Below are 19,132 nucleotides of genomic sequence, written 5' to 3'. Positions count from 1 at the left end.
TTTAACCGAATCGGCTAATAATTTAAGCAAAGTGTTTAAAGCTTCTAAAGGCGATAACGGTATTGATAATATTACTTTAAACTGGGCTTACCGGCACCTGGCCAAAGGTTTTGTACTGGAAGGCGATACCCAAACCGCCCAAGCCGTGGTTAAAGAAATGGAAGATACATTTAAAGCCAAAAACTTAAAACCTGCCGTGCAGCAAACCATTGCAGCCCAAGCCGATGCTGTTTTAAAAGTAAAATAGCTTTGGCTTACTACAGGTGCCCATAAAGTTTGTAGACTTGGTTTACCGGTAATTACAAGCATAATTTACGGGTACCTGGTGTATTAATCTGGAGCACATTTTAAAACTAAAGGCCGGGTAAGAGTTACTTTGCCAACCAAAGAAAAAGCCTTCCTGCACAGGAAGGCTTTTTTTTAGGAAATGGTAGGAATAGAGAAATATGCAGTAAGTAATATTAGCGTTGGTTCTGGCCTTGTCTTTGGCCGCCGCCGCCACCCTGACCACCACGGCCACCGCGGAACTGGGCCATGTTTGCCTCGTATTTGGTGTACTGCTCAGCGGTTAAAACGGCTTTGTACTCGGCACTATATTTTTCGTTCAGGGTTCGCATCTGGGCCATCATGGCTTCCCGATCGCCGCCGGCCTGCATTTTTTCGCGCATAGCCATTTGCTCGTTAATCCGCTTTAAATTTATAGCCTGAATTTTAGGGGTTTGTTCGGCCGTTAAGGTCAGTATTTCGTTCATGCGGTTAGTCATTTGCGTGGCCCGTTCTTCGGGGGTACCCTGCGGACCCTGACCTTGTTGCACATAAGGGGCAATATTAATATGCGCAGAGGCTACGCCGGTTCCCATAACCGCCAAAGCCAGGATTAAAATGGTTTTTTTCATGTTAAATGTTTTTAACGTTTGTGCTTGGAGCGAATAAATTACAAAAGGTTTAATTAAGTAGTTATATTTTTTATTTAAATTTTAAATTTTCAAATATTTAGCGCTAACCCGATTTTAAAGACGACTTTAGCTAGCCATCTCTGTAAATTGGATTAATTTGGAAAATACGGCTGCTTACAATCTGGCCAGGAATGCACCTGTAAATGATAATTATAATTGCAGTTGTAAGGTAAATATCAGCCAAAAAATAAAAGTAAGTAAGTAGTTGTTTTACCTTTTTATAGCGGATGTATCAACTAAATAGAGTTGAGCTATTTTGAAAAGGACAGCTTAGTTCCTGTCCTGGTTAAAGTTGCCATTAAGGCTGGTTATTTTAGCTTGCTTACCGATAAGTTTTAAACGGTTGGTATTTAACCCGTTTACCCAATTTTATTTAGAATAAAAGCCACCATAAAACCGGCTACGGTAATAAGGCCGGTAAAATCATGTACTTCTTCAAAGGCCTCAGGGAGCATGGTGTTGGCAATCATGGACAGAATAGCGCCGGCGGCTACGGCCGTGGTGCTGGCCATTACTTCCGCCGAAAAATTGCCGAAAACAGTGTATCCCAGCACCGCCGAAATACCCGAAACCAGGGCAATAATTCCCCAGAGTGTAAAAACGTAGCTGGCGGGGCGGCGCGCTTGTTTCATGCCGGCCGCACTCGATAAGCCCTCGGGCAGGTTAGATAAAAATATGGCTATAACGGTAGCTACACTAACGGCTCCGCCCGAAATCATGCCAATGCCAATTACTATCGATTCGGGAATGCCGTCTATTAATGCCCCAACGGCTAAAGCCAGGCCGCTGCCGCTGTGGTCTTGTTCAGAAGCCTGCAGGTTATTAGAGCGTTTGCGATGCTGTGCGCCCAGCCGGTTTAAGAGCCAATTGGCCCCGGTATAAATACCGGCTCCGCCAAAAAAGCCTATAGCCGTAGCCGCAAAACCACCTTGTTGGTAAGCTTCTTCTACCAGGTCAAAAGATAAAGCCGATATAAGTACGCCACTGCCAAACGCCATTATACTGGCTACTAAGCGGTTGGGTATTTGGGCGTAAAAGCCTATTGCGGCACCAAGTACCAATGCCGAGCCAGCCAGTAAACCCCAGCCGCCGGCTTGTAACCAAATGGGCATTTTTTATAAAAATATTGCTTTTGATTTTTTCAGGCAATGCAAAACAGTTTACCTGTAACACCTGGCGGTATGCACCTGCTAATTACTGGCCAGCTATAAAATATTACCCAGGGTTTTAAATATTAACCAGCCGCCTGGCGGTGCTCATTCTCTGATACGGTTGCCAATTCCAAAATATTGCGCAGCCGCTCAATATGAACTTTCATTTCCTCGGCCCGTTCCCGCTGTACGGCCGCCCATTTAGAATTACTTCTTTCGTTGTTGGCCATACTCATCAGCATACTCCGGCGTTCTTCCAGGGTGCGCATGGCTACGTACAAGGTTTCTTCTAAATTGGTGTTCATGCTGGCTAATAAACTTTCGTCGGTAAAAGCGTGGCCGGTATGGCATCGGAACCGGGGTACACGATCTTTTTCCTGGGTTAATTCCCAAAGCGTACCCCCGCAATCAGGGCAGGTGTAAGGCACCCGTTTGCCAAGTTTATCCATTTCGGCAATGCTGGCATTTGCACTATTAATCATAATACGTTGAGCAATTTGTGCTTCAAGTAAAATATCGGGGGGCACTGTTACCGAATCCTGCGAAGGCTGGTGCACCAGTGTGGTTAAAAGTTCTCCCATTTGGTTAATGGGCACCGTGTGGGTTACCTGTATATGGCGTAAAATATTCCGGGGTAAATCGGGGTACTCGGCATCGGCGGGATCTTGCACTACCGTAATACCGCCGCAACGTTGTACCGCATTCATGCCTACCAAGCCATCGGTCATAAACCCGGTTAAAATAACGCCTATGGTGTTGGAGCCATGAAAAGCCGCCGCCGACCGGAAAAGAGGATCAATAGATGGTCGGAATTGGTTCTCGCGCGGCCCTCGGGCAACTAAAATATGCTTTTCATCAATAAGTAAATGATGGTCGGGAGGGGCAATATAAATGGCGCTGGTTACAATATGAGCATGATGTTCGGCTACCACGCAACTTAATTTGGTATGATGCCTTAAGCGTTCTACCAGGTACTGAATATTTGAATCGGCCGATACGTGTTGCACCACAAAAATTGCAGCAGGCAAATCGGCCGGGAGCGGTTCCAGTAATTTTATCAGGGCTTCCATGCCGCCAGCCGATGTTCCGATTACAATAATATTACGACGCATTACCTGCATACCTCCGGGTTTAAGAGCCTAAATATATTCCCTTACGGGGTTAGGCCATTGCAGTTAAGCTGTAATGAAAGAATACGGTAATTTATATTTCAGGAAAGTCCCGAATATCCATCTTAAAACTTTATAATTTTTCGGCCACTTTATATTTTATCCAGCTACCTTTCTTTACCCTAACCAATTCTATCTAACTAATCCTATTTTTACCCCTAATTGCTAATTATTAATCACTAAATTACCAGTTTGCTGTACCGTTGCCACTTTCGCGGCCTAACAGCATAGACCGGAGCCGATCTATGTAGCGTTGGTTTTCGGCAATACGTTTTTCGAGGTTAGGTGTTTTTTCCAGCACCGCATACCCGTTTTGGGCCGGAAATTTTTGCAGCATCCGTTTTTGCTCTTCCAGCAGGCGCAGGGCGGCCCACATGGTTTCTTCTATTTCGGTACTTTTAAAAGCCATCAGCGAATCGGGGCTAAAAGCATGACCGGCATTGCAGCGGAAGCTATGCACCTGGTTGTCATGGTTTACATCCCATAAAACGCCACCGCAGGTGGGGCAGGTAAACCCCGTAGGGGTGCCTACTTCTTCTACTACTTCTATTCCGGTAAGTACGCGCTGGGCAATGGTAGCTTCCTGTAAAACATCTGTCGGAACCGGAACAACTTCTTGTTTGGCAGGCTGGTAAACCAAACCCGAAAGTACCAGGCCCATTTCCAGGGCTTTTACAATATGGTTTACCTGCATGTGCCCAATAACGGCCTGCGGTAAATCTGGGTAAGGTGCGTTTGCCGGGTCTTGTACCACCGTAATGCCCCCACTCCGGCCAATACTATTCAGGCCTTCAACCCCATCGTCGCGCATACCCGATAAAATAACTCCAATAACCTGGGAGCTAAAATTAGCCGCAGCCGACCGGAAAAGAGTATCGACCGAAGGCCGGAAGCCATTTTCCCGCGGGCCTTTGGTTATCCGGATATCTTCTTTCGTTAAAAATAAATGATAATCGGGTGGTGCCACATATACCCGGCCCGTCTGAATGGGTTCTTTATCTACGGCAAAGGCGCAGGGCAGCACACTTTTTTTATTTAACTGCCGGATAAAAGCTTCGCCCATGGTTTCGCTGGATAGGTGCTGTACCACAAAAATAGAAGCCGGTAAATCATCGGGTAAGTTCTCCAGAATAAGCGGCAATGCTTCCCAGCCGCCAGCCGAGGAGCCCATTACAATTATTGGGTGGGTAGGTTCGGGCATACGTTCGTTGGTCATGAAAATATTTGCTTCTTTACGGTAAAATCAGATTAGGGTAAACCAACTCAGGCCGGAAAATTAACTTCCTGCCCAACCCACCGTAAAACAACGTCTACGCACAACTCTACAATTAACACCAGCTACCATGCCCAGCAAAACAAAAGGTAATACCACCTCCTTAAAGCGCGATATTGTTGTTATCGGTTCGTCGGCGGGTGGAATATATGCTTTAATGGAATTTGTAAGAAGCTTACCGGTCGATTTTCCGGGCTCAATCTTTATTGTGCAGCACATTGCGCCCTACGCCGACAGCAAATTACCGCATATTTTAAACCACGAAGGCGTTTTGCCGGCGTTGCATCCGCAAGATGGCCAATCTATAGAACCCGGCCATATTTATATAGCGCCCCCTGATTACCATTTGCTGCTGGAGAAAGAAAAAATATTAATTAAACGGGGCCCTAAAGAAAACCGGTTCCGGCCTTCGGTAGATGCGCTTTTTAGGTCGGCGGCGTATGTATATGGCCCGCGGGTAATTGGGGTGGTACTTACCGGTTATCTAGACGACGGCACATCGGGTTTGTGGTCGGTAAAACGGATGGGCGGGGTAACGGTTGTACAAGACCCCACTGATGCAGCTTTTCCGGCTATGCCCACCAACGTGCTGGAATTTGTAGATGTAGACCACCAGGTACCCATTAGCCAACTGGCGGCACTTTTGGTAAAATTAACCACCGAGCCCGTGCCCCAACAGCCTAAGGTTAAAAACGATGAATTAGAAAAACTGGAAATAGAACTCGCCATTGCCCGCCACGACAATGCTTTCCGGATGGGAATTATTGAAAAAGGCGAACTTACCACGTTTACCTGCCCCGATTGCCACGGCGCCCTTACTAAATTAATTGAAGGCGATATGATCCGGTTCCGGTGCCATACCGGCCACGCTTATACCATCAGTGCCTTACTTTCCGAAGTTACCGAATCGGTAGAAAGTGCCATGTTCCAGGCCATGCGGGGTTTAGAAGAAACCACTATGCTGCTGCAGCAATTAGGTAAACATTTTAAAGAGAACGACCGGCAAAGTGTTGCCCAACTCTTTTTAACCAAAGCCCGGGAAGTAGATAAGCAAGCCCGCGTTATTCACGATTCTATTTTTCAGCACCAAATGCTGAGCGGCGATTTACAGTTTAGCGTCAAGCCCACCGACGAATAATATGCTGATTTAATTGCGCTAAAGACAGGTAAAATAATATCTTAGCGCTGTTTAAATTTTATTTCTACAACAACGTTTTTATAAAACAAAATGCAAAGAAAACAGTTAAAGATTGGGGTTGTTTAGTACCGGCCAAAACTAATTACAACTAGATAGGCCAGTAGCTCCAGCGCATATCTTTTTATCATTTTAGAGCTTTTAACTTATGGCAGGGCTGCTGGATTATATTTTTACCAACCTCGACACCAAGCCGCTTTCGCGGAATGAAATACTGGCACACCTGCGGTATTTGGAAGAAATTATTACCCCTACTATGCCGGTAACCGAAAAAGTAAAGTTTCTGGGCTACAAAATTAAACTGGGTCGTAAATTAAACGATCTCGATAAAAACAAACTCTATGAACTGGTTTACCGACCAGCCGTAAGGCAACGGCACCCATTGCTGCCCCTGGCCCGTAACTTTACCAGCAGCAGTTATCAGGCTTTTAGCTAATGCAGGTTAAAATATTATTTAAAACTATATTACATTTTAAAGCCTACTATTCCAAATTCCAGAATTTTCTCCGCTGCTTCGGGTGCTATCTTTCTAACACCACCTATAACTACTAAGTAAAAAGTAATACGGCCTTAATAAAGGTTAAGAATCTTTTTTTAAAATTACTGAAAATCAGTGTTATAATATTGGTGGTTTTGTTTTAAAAGATTTCCCCGTTTTATCATCAGGCAAGGAATAAATATATTCAGCACCCGCCCATAATTTTATACGTAGCGCGATATACGCAATTACACCAGATTCACTTCCTTTTCTTTTATATGTAAAAAAGAAATAGGTAATTTACAATTTATCTCGAAAGGCAAATGCCTTCCCACTAAGCAGCACATGAACAAAGAAGATAATCCGGGCACAAACAAAGAGAAGCAGGGCAAGAAAAAAAGTGCTGGCATTGCGCCTTTTGTGGTGGGCATTGGTGCTTCGGCGGGCGGTTTGCAAGCCTTAGATGCAATGTTCCAGAATGTGCCGCGCGACAGCGTAAGCTACGTAATTGTGCAGCACCTGGCCCCCGAACAACGCAATATGCTGGCCGAATTATTAAGCCGGAACTCGGTATTGCGTTTTCGCGAAGCCGAACAAGACCAGGCTCTGGAAACAAATACGGTCTACATTATTCCAACCGGTAAATATTTAACCCTGAAACAAGGACGGCTGCAACTCTCTGACCGTTCGCCGGACAATGTAGGTACCCGCACCATCGATACGTTTTTTAAATCGCTGGCCAAAGAAATGGGCGCAAAAGCCATTGGTATTATTTTATCCGGCACCGGCACCGACGGCACCGACGGCATTATCTCTATAAAAAAACACGGCGGGCTGGTATTGGTGCAAGACCCCGATACCGCCAAATTCGACGGTATGCCCCGCAACGCCATTAGCACCGGCCTTGCCGACCAGGTGTTGCCGCCCGAAATGATGCCGGACGAAATATTTAATTACGTAAAGGTAATTCCGCTTACCAACGAGGTTAACGAACTGCTGGCGCAAAACGAACCGTCTTTTAACAATATTCTGCACATTGTGCGGGAGCGCACCGGTATTGATTTTACGTATTACAAACGACCCACGCTTATCCGGCGCATTAGCCGGCGCATGGCCATTTGCAACGTGTATTCGCTTGTAAATTATTTAGATTACCTGCAACTGCACCCCACCGAAATTGAAATCCTGAGCAAAGAATTTTTAATTAGCGTTACCAAATTTTTCCGCGACCCCGAAGCCTTTGAAGTACTAAAAACCGACGTAGTGCCGGCATTGGTAGGCGAAAAAAGCCTGCACGACCAGTTACGCATTTGGGTAACGGCCTGCGCTACCGGCGAAGAAGCTTACTCGCTGGCCATACTGGTACGCGAATATTTAGACGAAATAAAAAAAGAGATTGAAGTAAAAATATTTGCTTCGGATATTGATCGCGATGCGCTGGATTTTGGCGGCACCGGCCTGTACCCCGAAGCCGCCCTTGCCGAAATACCGGAAACTTACCGCGAGAAATATTTTACCCCCGAAGAAGACAAGTTCCGGGTAACGGCCCGCATCCGGCGCATGGTTATTTTTGCCCAGCACAATGTTATCAACGACCCGCCTTTTAGTAAAATGGATTTGATAACCTGCCGCAATATGCTTATTTATTTAAGCCCGATGCTGCAGAAAAAAGTAATAACCAAATTTCATTATTCGCTGCAAGTAGGCGGTTATTTGTTTTTAGGCCCTTCCGAAAACCTGCACGACAACGCCGCTTTTACAGAGGTTAATAAAAAATGGAAAATATTCCGGAGCCACACGCAGGCCCGCGCTTTAGGTATCGAAAATTTTGTAAGCTCAGGTGCAGGCTATAAAAAGCCCGAAATAGAAGTACCTTCCCGCACCCGCGAATTTAATCCGCGCCACAAAATGCACCACCGCCTGGCCGAAATATTAAACGATGCGGTACTGGAAGAATTTGCGTACGCCGCCGTTTACATCGACGAAAATTACGAACTGCTACATGGCTTTGGCAATTACACCCAATATTTAACCTTACCCGACCGTCAGTTTACCTTTAATATTTTAAAACTCGTTCCGCACGATTTAGCCATGAATTTAGGTTCTATGCTGCGCAAAGCCGTACGGGATAAGGAAAAGCTGATAGCCCAGGGCATACAGGTACGCGACGGCGAAACCGTGCGCCACATAAACGTAGTAATAAAGCCTTACCTGAGCGATAAAAAACTGCACGACCGTTTTATTCTGGTTTTATTTAGCGAAGATGCCGAACAAGCCATTTCGGTAAACGAGCCCCAGATATTCCGGAGCGAAATTCATTACGAAACGCGCGTAAACGAACTGGAAATAGAGCTGCAGCACACCAAAGAAGATTTGCAGAGCGTGGTAGAAGAGCTGGAAACCGCCAACGAAGAACTTCAGAGCACCAACGAAGAATTATTATCGTCGAACGAAGAATTGCAAAGCGCCAACGAAGAGCTGCAATCTTTAAACGAAGAACTAAATACCATTAACGCCGAGCATCAGTACAAAATAAAAATGCTGATTGAACTCGACGACGACCTGAATAATTTTTTCCGGAGTACCGATATCGGGCAAATATATGTAGACCGTCATTTGATCATCCGGAAATTTACCCCGGCCACTACCGGGCAAATAAATTTAATAAACGGCGATATTGGCCGCTCTATTCTGCAAATTACCCACAATATTGAGCATCCCGGATTTATCGACGATATCCGGCAGTGTATTAACCAAACCGTTACCATTGAACGCGAAGTGCAGGACATAAATGGTACCTGGTATTTAATGCGCATATTGCCTTATGTTACCCAGGAGCGCATTATTGAAGGGGCCATTATTTTATTTGTAAATATTCATGAGCTTAAAAATATGCACCTGATTCAGGCCAGCATTTTAAATAGCTCGCCCAACGCCATTCTGGCTTTAAAAGCTATTCGCAACAGCTTGCAAATTATTGTAGATTTTGAATGCATTTTGCTCAATAACCAGGCCGAAGCTTTATTAGGTGTAGCCGAAACCGATATCCTGAACAAGCCTTTAAGCCGCGCTTACCCGCACCTGCTGCACCACGAATTAATGCAGCAATATATAAAAGTAGTAACGCTGGGCACCGTATTAAATATGGAAGAGAACCAGCAGGTTGCGGAGGACCAAAACCGCTGGATACACTTAATTGGGGTAAAACTAAACGATGGCCTGGTGCTTACCCTCCAGGAAATTACAGAACGAAAAAACTACGAACAACAACTGTTACAGCAGCAAACCGAAATAAAAGCCAGTGCCGAGCGGTTCCAGACTTTATTGGAAGCGGTGCCCCACATTACCTGGACAAACAAACCAACCGGCGAAAACGAATCGTTTAACCAGATCTGGAAAGATATTACCGGCCTGACAACGGAAGAATCGGTTGGTTGGGGCTGGACAAATGCCATCCATCCGGATGATCGGGATAGATTAATTGCGCATTACCAAGAATGTTTGGCTACCGGTAAGGTGTACCTGATAGAAGCCCGCCTTTACCGGAAAGCAGATAACACCTTTCGCTGGCATATAATAAAAGCCGTGCCTATCCGGGACGAGAATCAAAATATTTATTTATGGATTGGTACGGCCATTGATGTACAGGACCAGAAAGATGCCCAGGATGCTTACATGAACCTGCGTTTGGCCCAGCAAAAAGAACTGCTTACTACCGTATTAAAAACCCAGGAAGCCGAACGCAAGCGAATTTCCGAAGCCTTGCACAACGGCCTGGGCCAGATTTTGTACGCGGCCAAACTTAACATCGACGACCTGAAACCCCGCACCGATAACAACAAACTGGTAAAAGAACGGGTAGATAATTTACTTAAAGAAGCTATTGCCACTACCCGCCAGATTTCGTTTGAGTTAACACCCTCGGTACTGCGCGATTTTGGCCTGAAAGCAGCTATAGAAGAATTAACGCGGCGTTTCAGTCAAAGCCTGGTAGTAACCTGCGACCTGGAAGGGCTGGACGAACGTTTTTCGGATTTAATAGAAATATCGCTTTACCGGGTTATTCAGGAATTAATGAATAACATCATAAAGCATGCGCAAGCTACCCAGGCCCACATAGAACTGATTAACGACAAAGAGTTTATTAATTTACGGGTACAAGACAACGGCACCGGCTTTAAAGAAGGCGAAGCCACGCGTAAAAACGGCATTGGGTTAAGCAGTATCCGTAACCGGGTGAAATTATTAGATGGCGTACTTAAAATAGATTCGCGGCCGGGCAAAGGCACCAGCGTAGAAATAAAAGTGGCTACCCAGGCTACCCAAACGCCATCTTCCGCCATAATTTAATACCAGACTGAGGCCATTTATTTGCCTAAGCCAGGCTATTGCGTGTGTTCTCGCTGGTAATGGTAAACCCGAAAGGCCTTATTTTTCCGGCCGTTGGCCGCTATAAACTTGCCAGTGAGTTACTTTTTAAGAAAAATGGTGGCCAGCAGAAAACCTCACTCACCAGCGGGACACAGGCTAGCGCTATTAATTTAAGCGTACTTGCAATTTGATAGTGAAGGACCCGGAATATTTTTTGGTATAAGTATATTCCGGCTGCTTTACGGGCCATTTAGCAGCCCAAAGCAGCAGCTGGCGTTATGCGACAGTTAAAGCTGTTTTTTTAGGCGTTCTTCCATTTTGGCCACAATTTTTTCCGATAACTCTGCCAAAGCCATTTTTTGTTTTTCGGTAAGTTCGCGGGGTTCCGTATCAATAACGCATAAAGTACCTAATCGGTAACCATCTCCGGTTACCAGCGGGGCACCGGCATAAAACCGGATATTGGGGTCGCCGGTTACCAGCGGGTTGTTAAAAAAACGCAAATCAATCGAAGCATCGGGTATTTCCAGTACATCGTCCGTTTCAATAGCGTACTGGCAAAAAGAGGCCGAGCGGGGTGTTTCCTGTACTTTCATGCCAATTCTGGCTTTAAACCATTGCCGGTCTTCGGTAACTAAGGTAATAAGCGAAATAGGCGTTTGGCAAATAGCGGCGGCCTCGGTTACCAAAGCATCAAACTGCGGTTCGTGGGGCGTATCTAATATATTCAGATTAAGGATTGCTTGTAAACGTTCTGCTTCGGTTGAGTTATTGGTTGTAGTTGTATTCATGTTGGAATAAAAGTACGCGTAATTTAAAGCTGTAATTAAAGTAAATCTACTCACTACTGGGTGGTAAATTTTTATATTATTCACAAATGTGTCTTACATTAAAAATTTTGGTTTGATTTAGTTATTAAAGTAAAAATTATATTTGTAAAATCAAACTGTTGTCAGAATTAGTTTTACCAGCATATTTTAAATTAAGTAGTCCTATTTTTATTTAAAGCAAAAGATAAGTATTTATACGGGGTGTTTTTGGATGTTTTTCGGAAACGTTTACCAATCCTTTTAGTAACCAAAACTATTTATTGCCCCAAATGTTTTTTGTATTTACCAGAAAATAGTAACCAGTAAGTTTTTAAAGTTAGCCTTAACTTACCACCGCAATCCTGTTCGGGCCAGAGCAGTAATTATTGAGCACTTTACGTTTTTTCTAAGAGTTTAAAGGCTAACTTTTTAAGCAGTTAAAAGAATTACTCCAGGCACAGAAAAGGCTTTTTAGCATTCAAGAACAAGAATAATTTTTCCAGCTATTAACCATTAATGGGGTAAATATTTATTTGTCCGGATAAGTATTTGCTTACATAACCAGGTATTTTGCAATAGCAATTTTGGTGTGTGTTTGCTGCTTATTTAAGGTGAAATAAAATAAAGGGTAAAATAAACGCGATGTTTATTTTAAATGTACAAAAATAATGTCTCCTTTTATAGCTTAATTTCTTGATTAACAAGTTGTTGGTGTTGTTTGTTGGCAATGAAAATATTCAGTTTAATGATTTAAAATGATAGATGAGTTTAAGCTGAGTAGATAGGATTTTATATATGATTAATTTAATATTTTGGCTTTATATTGTTTAATAGAATATTTATTTTGTCATAAATATTTTATTTATGTTTTAACTTTTTATATATTTAGTTGAAATTAGAAGCGAATTTAATTCTAAGCTAAAATTTTCCCGATAAAAAGTACAAATCAAACGAAGTTAAGAAATTTTAACTGCTGGTTAGTGACTGGTGGTTAATTGTATCTGCAACCATAATCCTTACTTTAATACATCTCTTCCCCTCAAGGTAAGTTTATGCGCTTACGCTTGAACTGCCTTTACCTAATCAGTAACCTGAACTAAAAAAACACTGTTATTTTAAACCAACCTGAGTAATTAAAGTCAACTTTATGCAGGCAAGAATGGAAACTCGCATCTCGAACGAGGACATATTAAGTCAGTCTGGGCCACCGGTTTATCAGGAACTGTGCCAGTTATGGCGCAGCCAAACGTACGGTGCTGTATCCATAGACTATAATTATTACCTCGAAGAAAACCCCATATTAGCGCGCTTTTTAAATCACGGCCCTTGCATTACCTGGATTTTAGACGTTCGTACCCAAATGTTTACTTATGTAAGCCAAAATATTAAAGAAATATTAGGTTACGAGGCCCAGGAATTCAAAGAAAAAGGGTTGGCTTTTTTTAACCAGATTGCCCACCCCGGCGATATAAACAAACTCTGGAGCCTCGTAAAAAGCCTTTGGGACTTTATAGAGGTATTGTCGCCGCACCAACGTAAGCAGCAAAAGTTACATAATAGCTACCGCGTTCTACACGCCAATGGAACTTACATAAAAGTACTGGAGCAAAATTCGGTTTTACAACTCGACGACAAAGGTAATGTTACCCATATTATGGGCGTGTGCTCCGATATTACTTACCTGAAAAAGAATCAGGAGCCAAAATTGCCCGAAATGGATATTGCCGCTGCCCAAGCGGTAGATAAAAATACGCCCATGCCGCCCCAGGTTAAATTAAGCAAACGCGAATTAGAAATTTTAAAATTATTAGCGGCCGGCTACAAGAGCAAAGACATTGCAAATAACCTGTTTATTAGTTTCCATACCGTAAACACCCACCGCCAGAATATTATCGAAAAAACCAATACTAAAAATACCGGCGAACTAATTCAATACGCCATGTACCGACGATTAATTTAGGTCACCAGGTGCTTTGTTTAAGCTTTACCGGCTAGCCAATCTGGTTTAGTCCGGGCTTTACTTTTGTATTAGCGCTGTTAAAAGTATCCGGACAAAATTAGATGGCTATATTTTAATTCGAACTCTTCGTCATTCCGGCAAGAATCATCTGGTTAAAATGTAGGTAGCTCGCCAGATGCGCCCAGCGGAACACGGGCAGATTGTTTAATCTATATTGGCTCACTTTCTTAAAAATTATTTGGTTAAGGTACATCCGGCTAAGAAAAAAAGCTAAATAGCAACTTGCTAAAAGTGTATTCCGGAAAAGTAGATTTCCTTAACCAGATTAATATGCTTTTAGTATTTTGCAGTAACATCACTTTTTCCCCTGGCTAATTAAATTCCGGTATTTATGAACAGCAAATGGCTACTCTGCTTACTCTTGGGTTTTTGGTTTTTATTACCCATTCAGGCCCGGAGCCAAAACACCCGGCAAAAAATAATATTTAACGCCAACTGGAAGTTTTACCGGGGCGACGTACCCAACGGTGCCGATGTGAATTTAAACGATAAAACCTGGCGTAAGTTAAATTTGCCACACGACTGGAGCATAGAAGGTCCGTTTAGTAAAGAGTGGGCCAGTGGTACCGGCTATTTGCCCGGCGGCATTGGCTGGTACCGGAAAAGCTTTAGCCTGCCAACCAATTTACAGGGTAAAAAAGTATTTCTTTATTTCGATGGCGTTTATAAGAACAGCGAAGTTTGGGTTAACGGCCATTTGTTGGGCAAGCGGCCCAACGGGTATATCGCTTTCCAGTACGAAATTACGCCACATCTACTTAAGAATGGCCCTAATACCCTAGCCGTTAAAGTAGACCATACCGACTTTGCCGATTCGCGGTGGTACCCGGGTTCAGGAATTTACCGCAACGTGTACCTGATTGTTACCGAACCGGTGCACATAGATGTATGGGGCGTAGCTTTTACTACGCCGGAAGTAACTACCAGCCAGGCAACCGCCCAAATAGCAGTTTCGGTAAATAACCAAACCGCCCAGAACAGCCAGGTACAAGTAAAAACCGAATTGCGGAATCAGCAGAATAAAATAGTAGCTACGGCACAAAACCAGGTTAATGTAAAAGCCAATGCCGTTACAGATGCTAATTTAACTTTTCCGGTTGCTAATCCGGAGTTGTGGTCTATAGAGCAGCCTAACTTGTATAAATTACAGGTTTCGCTTTGGATAAAAGGTAAGCAAACCGATTTTTACGAGGAGCAGGTGGGTTTCAGAAGTTTCCGGTTCGATGCCCAGGCCGGCTTTTTTCTGAATAACCAAAACCTGAAACTAAAAGGTATTTGTGTGCACCACGATGCCGGCGCTTTGGGTGCTGCCGTACCGCCCGAAGTTTGGGAACGGCGGTTAAAGGCCTTAAAAGAAGTAGGTTGCAATGCCATCCGGATGAGCCATTACCCGCACCAGGATTATTTGTACGCGCTCTGCGATAAATTAGGTTTTCTGGTAATAGACGAAGCTTTTGACGAATGGGAGATAGGTAAAAACAAATGGATTGAAGGCTGGAATGTAGGCAAGCCCGGGAAAGATGGCTACAACCAGTATTTTAAAGAATGGGCCGACCGCGATTTGCGCGATATGATTTTGCGTAACCGTAACCGGCCGTCTATTATTATGTGGAGTATTGGTAACGAAATAGATTATCCCAACGATCCTTATTCGCACGAAGTATTAAGTACCGGCCGCAATCCCCAGATTTACGGCCGGGGCTACCAACCCAATAATCCGCCCGCCAGTCGTTTAGGCGAACTGGCCCGGCATTTAGTAGCCGTAGCAAAAAAATACGATACCTCGCGCCCCATTACCGCCGCTCTGGCCGGAGTAGTTATGTCTAATTTTACCGATTACCCCAAGGTGCTGGATGTGGTAGGCTACAATTACCAGGAATATAGGTATCCCGAAGACCACGAAAAATATCCCGAGCGCATTATTTACGGCAGCGAAAACGGTAAAAACCTGGATGCCTGGCAAGCCGTAGCGAATAACCCGTATATTTCGGGGCAATTTTTATGGACCGGCTTTGATTTTATGGGCGAAGCCCGAAGCTGGCCGGCTCGTAGTAGTGGCGCTGGTATTCTGGACTTAGCCGGTTTCCCGAAACCAGAATATTATTTTCGCCAGAGCTTATGGACTGATAAACCCATGGTTTATATGACGGCGAGCAAAATAGCGGAAGGGCAAAACCATCGCAACCCACCTGGTCGTGCCACGTGGAACTGGGCTCCCGGCGATAAATTGAAGATTAGCTGTTTTACCAATACCGATGCAGCGGAGTTATTCTTAAACGGTCAGTCGTTGGGTAAGCAAATAGTAGCTGCGGCAACAGGCCGCGTTCTTTCCTGGGAAGTGCCTTACCAGCCCGGCGAATTGGTAGTAAAAGGTTATAAAAACGGCCTGGTAGCCAGCCAGTATAAGTTAAAAACCACGGGCGCCCCGGCGGCCATTCAGGTTATTACCGATAAAAAAGTATTATCTGCAGCAAGCCAGGGTTTGGCGCACCTCGAAATTAATATTATAGACGAGAACGGAAATTTAGTACCGGAAGCCGAAATCCAGGTTACGGTAAACATAGAAGGCCCGGCTACTTTGTTGGGTTTAGAAAGTGGTAGTTTAACCAGCCACGAAGATTACAAAGCTCCGCAGCGCAAAGCCTATAGAGGTAAATTATTGGCTTACATTCAGGCCCAACCTAAAGCTGGTAATATTAAGATTACGCTGGCCGCACCAGGTTTAAAAACAAATATTTTGCAAATGAAAGCTGAGTAAAATTAGCGACCGGGGCTGCCTGAACCTAAGCTACTACTTATTCCAATATTAAATCATGAGTGCGCTTCAGCCAATGCTCTCGCCAGCGTCTGGCTGGTGAGGTTTTCTGCCGGCCTCTGGCCGTTATTATTCTTGAAGATATTCAGTCGGCAAGGTTAAATCTTGTACCAATATGCTACAGGCTTACAATCGTTATTTAGAAAGACCTATGGATTAAGCACTATTACCAGTTAATGCGTAGTAACTTTTTTGTCTAATTTCTAAATAATAGCAGCTATCGGAAATCTTCTAAAAGCAAGCTTCTCTAATTCTTCCGCAGGGCAGGAGGAGCGTGCTTCTGATAGCAACAGGTTTGATACAATTCCATAAGAATTAATAATCAAATTTAAATTCAGAAAGATTAGGCCGGTGCTTTTGCCGTCGTACCAGTTCGTGCTGGTAAATAAGGTTGCCTAACCGTTGCATAAACGGCAGGCCAATTGTTTTATAATCGTACTGATCGTCGTTTAAAATCTGGTCTTCGTTGGCCGATATTACGGCGGTTAATAAAAATTCTACCTGGTTTTCAAAATCTACGATGTACGCATTGTCAATCAGGTAACCGTAAGCCCAGCCGGCTTTGCTAAATATTCGGAGATTAGGTGGCAATTTTTCTTTGGAGTCGCCGAGGAGTAAAAATTTGCCGTAGCTATCGGGGTAGGTCTGCGGGTTATAAGTAGGATATTTGCTCTCGCGGGGCAGCATCGAGAGGTACTTGCGGACAAAGCTATAATCTTGGGGCGTTAAGTTAAAACGCTTGCCCGCCGGAACCGCATCTGGGAAAATAACCGATTTAAGAACATCCTGTAAGGTTTGCAATGAAATATTATTCCGTTCCGAAAAATCCATGGGTTGCTTAATCAACTGTCCGTCCTGGTAATAGCCGTTACCCAAAGCAGTAGTTTTAAGCTGGTTGGGGTAAGTTTCGGGATTAAACTGCAAAGGTTGCTCGTAAATAGGTTTATTGTTCTGGTAAAACGTAAACGGGTTGGTGTAGCGCCCCAGTTCAGAGTTGTCGCCGACCGAGAGCCGGTGCAGCAACCGGACTTCTTTGTAGCCTTTTTGGTGCAGGGTTTGATTTAAAGTTTGTTGTCCTACAAATTCATACAGCCGGTTATAAGCGTCGTTGTCGCTTACCAGAAATATCTTTTTTATATAATGCCCGATACTGGGTTTGCCGTTGGCCGCCGAAGTATCTGTTATTACCGCCGTTTGCTTTTGGTAAGCACTATCAATTTTTAAAGGAGAATCTTTGGTTAAACCGGGTATTTGCAGGTTGTTTATTTTTTCTAAAGCGGCTAATGCGCCGGGTAGTTTTACCGAGCTGGCCGGGTAGAAATAATTATTGGCATTAACCCGGAAAGGATAAGAAGTAAACTTGGGTTTATTGTTCTTGTCGCGGTTAATCTGGGTATACAAAATTTGTACCTGGTACTTCTCCGGGTTTTGTACAATCTTTTGTAATAAGGAATCGGTAGACTGCCGCAGGATTTTTTGAAGTAAATTTTTACGGTTTTGGGCCTGAACGGAAGCAGTAGACATAATTAAAAGAACCAGACAATAAAGCGGGCAAGAAAAAGATAATATTGTCTTAAGCCTTTTTACCATGAAATATTTTAAAAGTGTGTGCCGGATCAGCGTAATAATTAATTATGTATTAGCTGTACGTTTGCAACGGGCACATAAGTTTTAACCGAACCGGTTAATATTTAAATATAATTTTCTTACGTGGTTAAAGCAAATGCTTTTACTTACAAAGGCCTTTCTCTCCACTTTATTCTCCTGGCCAGAAATGAAGCAGGTAAAATATTGCTTTCGTGTATAACTGGTTTTTATTTCTGGTTTATGAACCCCAAAAGAAAAGGCCCGCTCATTTAGCGGGCCTTTTACAAATATGAAAGAGTGGGCAAAATCTTACTGATTACCAGATGGTAATTTTGCGGCCTAAATCTTTGTGCTGTGCCGGAATAAGGTTGTAGGTTAAGGTAATTTCGTTGCTGCTCCGGTTCATGCTTTTGGCACTGCCGGCAGTTGCCTCGTATAAATAACCTACTTTTACTTGGTTTAAGCGCAAGCCAGCCGTAAAGCTGTAAGCCAAATCCTGGCGGTAGCCCATGCCGGCCCAAAAGGTATTGTAAAATACGCCTTTTAACTGCCCTTCTACGGTTTCTTTTAGTTTATTGTCGTAGCGGTATATACCGTTGGCTACCAGGCCAAAACCATCCGATAATGCTGCACGGTAACCTGCTTGCACAATGTGCTGTTGTTTGAAAGAATTAACCAGGTATTCGCCGCTGGTCATGAATTTGCTTTTAGTCGCATCACCTAAAGCGTAACCCAGGTAAAAATCTTCGCCGGTTAAAAGTAAACCAACGTTAAAATCTAAACGGTAGATGCGGTTATTGTTCCGGAGCAGATCTTGGTACTCCGGATCGGTTTCATCATCAACGGTTATTTTTTGGGAATTTAGTTTGGTAGTGCTGTAATTGGTGGCAATACCAGCTCTTAAACTCAGTTTTTCGGACAGCCGGATGCGGGAACTATAACTTAACAGTACCTGGCTTTCTTTATACGGGCCAAAAGTGTCGTGGAGCAAAGACAAACCAATGGCATTGGTGGCTGCCAAAGCTGTGGCACTTTCGCGCGGCTCAGAAGATAGGCCACCGCGGCGCCAGGCTGCTAAATCGGCAAAGTCCAGCTCGCCCGATAAGAAAAGAGTACGTGGTGCATCTTCAAAACCGGTCCATTGGTTGCGGTACAAACTCCGGATAATACTGCCATCCTGGCCGGTAAAAGCCGGGTTAAAATAAGGTTGAAAGGTGGCGAAATTGCCGATGTATTTTCTGCTTTGGGCTTGTACACCCAAAGCAGCTATTACGAATAAAAGTATGAAGGAAATCTTTTTCATTTTAA

The 19,132-nt window shown here is 43.8% G+C and carries 13 protein-coding genes; 6 read left to right on the top strand and 7 right to left on the bottom strand.

Annotation, left to right across the window (positions count from 1 at the left end):
- A partial coding sequence (locus ACO1R6_RS22200) for a hypothetical protein (protein ID WP_486267431.1) occupies positions 1 to 247 on the top strand: 247 nt, incomplete at its 5' end.
- Positions 248 to 461: 214 nt separating this feature from the next.
- Here ACO1R6_RS22200 and ACO1R6_RS22195 read toward each other — a convergent pair.
- The 4 genes from ACO1R6_RS22195 to ACO1R6_RS22180 all read right to left on the bottom strand — a co-directional run bounded on the left by ACO1R6_RS22195 (position 462) and on the right by ACO1R6_RS22180 (position 4,492).
- Entirely contained in the window at positions 462 to 896 is a 435-nt protein-coding gene (locus ACO1R6_RS22195) for a hypothetical protein (RefSeq protein WP_486267429.1), read from the bottom strand.
- Positions 897 to 1,315: 419 nt separating this feature from the next.
- Positions 1,316 to 2,068, bottom strand: a complete 753-nt coding sequence (locus ACO1R6_RS22190; RefSeq protein ID WP_486267427.1) for a ZIP family metal transporter — start codon at positions 2,066 to 2,068, stop codon at positions 1,316 to 1,318.
- 122 nt (positions 2,069 to 2,190) lie between these two features.
- Complete coding sequence (locus tag ACO1R6_RS22185; RefSeq protein ID WP_486267425.1) at positions 2,191 to 3,228, bottom strand: chemotaxis protein CheB; 1,038 nt, start codon at positions 3,226 to 3,228, stop codon at positions 2,191 to 2,193.
- Positions 3,229 to 3,460: 232 nt separating this feature from the next.
- The gene (locus ACO1R6_RS22180) at positions 3,461 to 4,492 is read right to left on the bottom strand and encodes a chemotaxis protein CheB (RefSeq protein ID WP_486267423.1); all 1,032 of its coding nucleotides are present in this window, start codon (positions 4,490 to 4,492) and stop codon (positions 3,461 to 3,463) included.
- A 127-nt stretch (positions 4,493 to 4,619) separates the two neighbouring features.
- Between ACO1R6_RS22180 and ACO1R6_RS22175 the strand changes: the two genes are divergently transcribed.
- The 3 genes from ACO1R6_RS22175 (at position 4,620) to ACO1R6_RS22165 (ending at position 10,572) form a co-directional block, all read left to right on the top strand.
- Entirely contained in the window at positions 4,620 to 5,687 is a 1,068-nt protein-coding gene (locus tag ACO1R6_RS22175; protein ID WP_486267421.1) for a chemotaxis protein CheB, read from the top strand.
- Positions 5,688 to 5,892: 205 nt separating this feature from the next.
- Positions 5,893 to 6,180: a hypothetical protein gene (locus ACO1R6_RS22170; RefSeq protein ID WP_486267419.1), complete on the top strand. Its 288-nt coding sequence runs from the start codon at positions 5,893 to 5,895 to the stop codon at positions 6,178 to 6,180.
- Between the two features lie 387 nt (positions 6,181 to 6,567).
- Positions 6,568 to 10,572 (top strand): chemotaxis protein CheB, encoded by a 4,005-nt coding sequence (locus ACO1R6_RS22165; RefSeq protein WP_486267417.1) that lies wholly within the window; start codon positions 6,568 to 6,570, stop codon positions 10,570 to 10,572.
- 308 nt (positions 10,573 to 10,880) lie between these two features.
- On the opposite strand, the gene ACO1R6_RS22160 is transcribed toward ACO1R6_RS22165, so the two are convergent.
- The gene (locus ACO1R6_RS22160; RefSeq protein ID WP_486267415.1) at positions 10,881 to 11,384 is read right to left on the bottom strand and encodes a GAF domain-containing protein; all 504 of its coding nucleotides are present in this window, start codon (positions 11,382 to 11,384) and stop codon (positions 10,881 to 10,883) included.
- A gap of 1,177 nt (positions 11,385 to 12,561) precedes the next feature.
- Here ACO1R6_RS22160 and ACO1R6_RS22155 point away from each other — a divergent pair.
- On the top strand, positions 12,562 to 13,362 hold the full coding sequence (locus tag ACO1R6_RS22155; RefSeq protein ID WP_486267413.1) for a LuxR C-terminal-related transcriptional regulator: 801 nt from the start codon (positions 12,562 to 12,564) through the stop codon (positions 13,360 to 13,362).
- Positions 13,363 to 13,753: 391 nt separating this feature from the next.
- Complete coding sequence (locus ACO1R6_RS22150) at positions 13,754 to 16,180, top strand: glycoside hydrolase family 2 TIM barrel-domain containing protein (protein ID WP_486267411.1); 2,427 nt, start codon at positions 13,754 to 13,756, stop codon at positions 16,178 to 16,180.
- 372 nt (positions 16,181 to 16,552) lie between these two features.
- Here the strand turns inward: ACO1R6_RS22150 and ACO1R6_RS22145 are convergent, their stop codons facing one another.
- Positions 16,553 to 17,761 (bottom strand): serine hydrolase, encoded by a 1,209-nt coding sequence (locus ACO1R6_RS22145; RefSeq protein WP_486267409.1) that lies wholly within the window; start codon positions 17,759 to 17,761, stop codon positions 16,553 to 16,555.
- A gap of 379 nt (positions 17,762 to 18,140) precedes the next feature.
- The gene (locus ACO1R6_RS22140; protein ID WP_486267407.1) at positions 18,141 to 19,127 is read right to left on the bottom strand and encodes a PorP/SprF family type IX secretion system membrane protein; all 987 of its coding nucleotides are present in this window, start codon (positions 19,125 to 19,127) and stop codon (positions 18,141 to 18,143) included.
- Positions 19,128 to 19,132: the final 5 nt, after the last annotated feature.

It is taken from the genome of Adhaeribacter sp. (genome assembly GCF_057359045.1).
This window is presented reverse-complemented; position numbering and strand designations above follow the sequence as displayed.

What these genes read in the sequence shown, in the direction of transcription:
- ACO1R6_RS22140 (WP_486267407.1), bottom strand. Translation starts at nt 19,127, where the DNA reads ATGAAAAAGATTTCCTTCATACTTTTATTCGTAATAGCTGCTTTGGGT.
- ACO1R6_RS22160 (WP_486267415.1), bottom strand. Translation starts at nt 11,384, where the DNA reads ATGAATACAACTACAACCAATAACTCAACCGAAGCAGAACGTTTACAA.
- ACO1R6_RS22190 (WP_486267427.1), bottom strand. Translation starts at nt 2,068, where the DNA reads ATGCCCATTTGGTTACAAGCCGGCGGCTGGGGTTTACTGGCTGGCTCG.
- ACO1R6_RS22195 (WP_486267429.1), bottom strand. Translation starts at nt 896, where the DNA reads ATGAAAAAAACCATTTTAATCCTGGCTTTGGCGGTTATGGGAACCGGC.
- ACO1R6_RS22165 (WP_486267417.1), top strand. Translation starts at nt 6,568, where the DNA reads ATGAACAAAGAAGATAATCCGGGCACAAACAAAGAGAAGCAGGGCAAG.
- ACO1R6_RS22180 (WP_486267423.1), bottom strand. Translation starts at nt 4,492, where the DNA reads ATGACCAACGAACGTATGCCCGAACCTACCCACCCAATAATTGTAATG.
- ACO1R6_RS22185 (WP_486267425.1), bottom strand. Translation starts at nt 3,228, where the DNA reads ATGCAGGTAATGCGTCGTAATATTATTGTAATCGGAACATCGGCTGGC.
- ACO1R6_RS22150 (WP_486267411.1), top strand. Translation starts at nt 13,754, where the DNA reads ATGAACAGCAAATGGCTACTCTGCTTACTCTTGGGTTTTTGGTTTTTA.
- ACO1R6_RS22145 (WP_486267409.1), bottom strand. Translation starts at nt 17,761, where the DNA reads ATGTCTACTGCTTCCGTTCAGGCCCAAAACCGTAAAAATTTACTTCAA.
- ACO1R6_RS22170 (WP_486267419.1), top strand. Translation starts at nt 5,893, where the DNA reads ATGGCAGGGCTGCTGGATTATATTTTTACCAACCTCGACACCAAGCCG.
- ACO1R6_RS22155 (WP_486267413.1), top strand. Translation starts at nt 12,562, where the DNA reads ATGGAAACTCGCATCTCGAACGAGGACATATTAAGTCAGTCTGGGCCA.
- ACO1R6_RS22175 (WP_486267421.1), top strand. Translation starts at nt 4,620, where the DNA reads ATGCCCAGCAAAACAAAAGGTAATACCACCTCCTTAAAGCGCGATATT.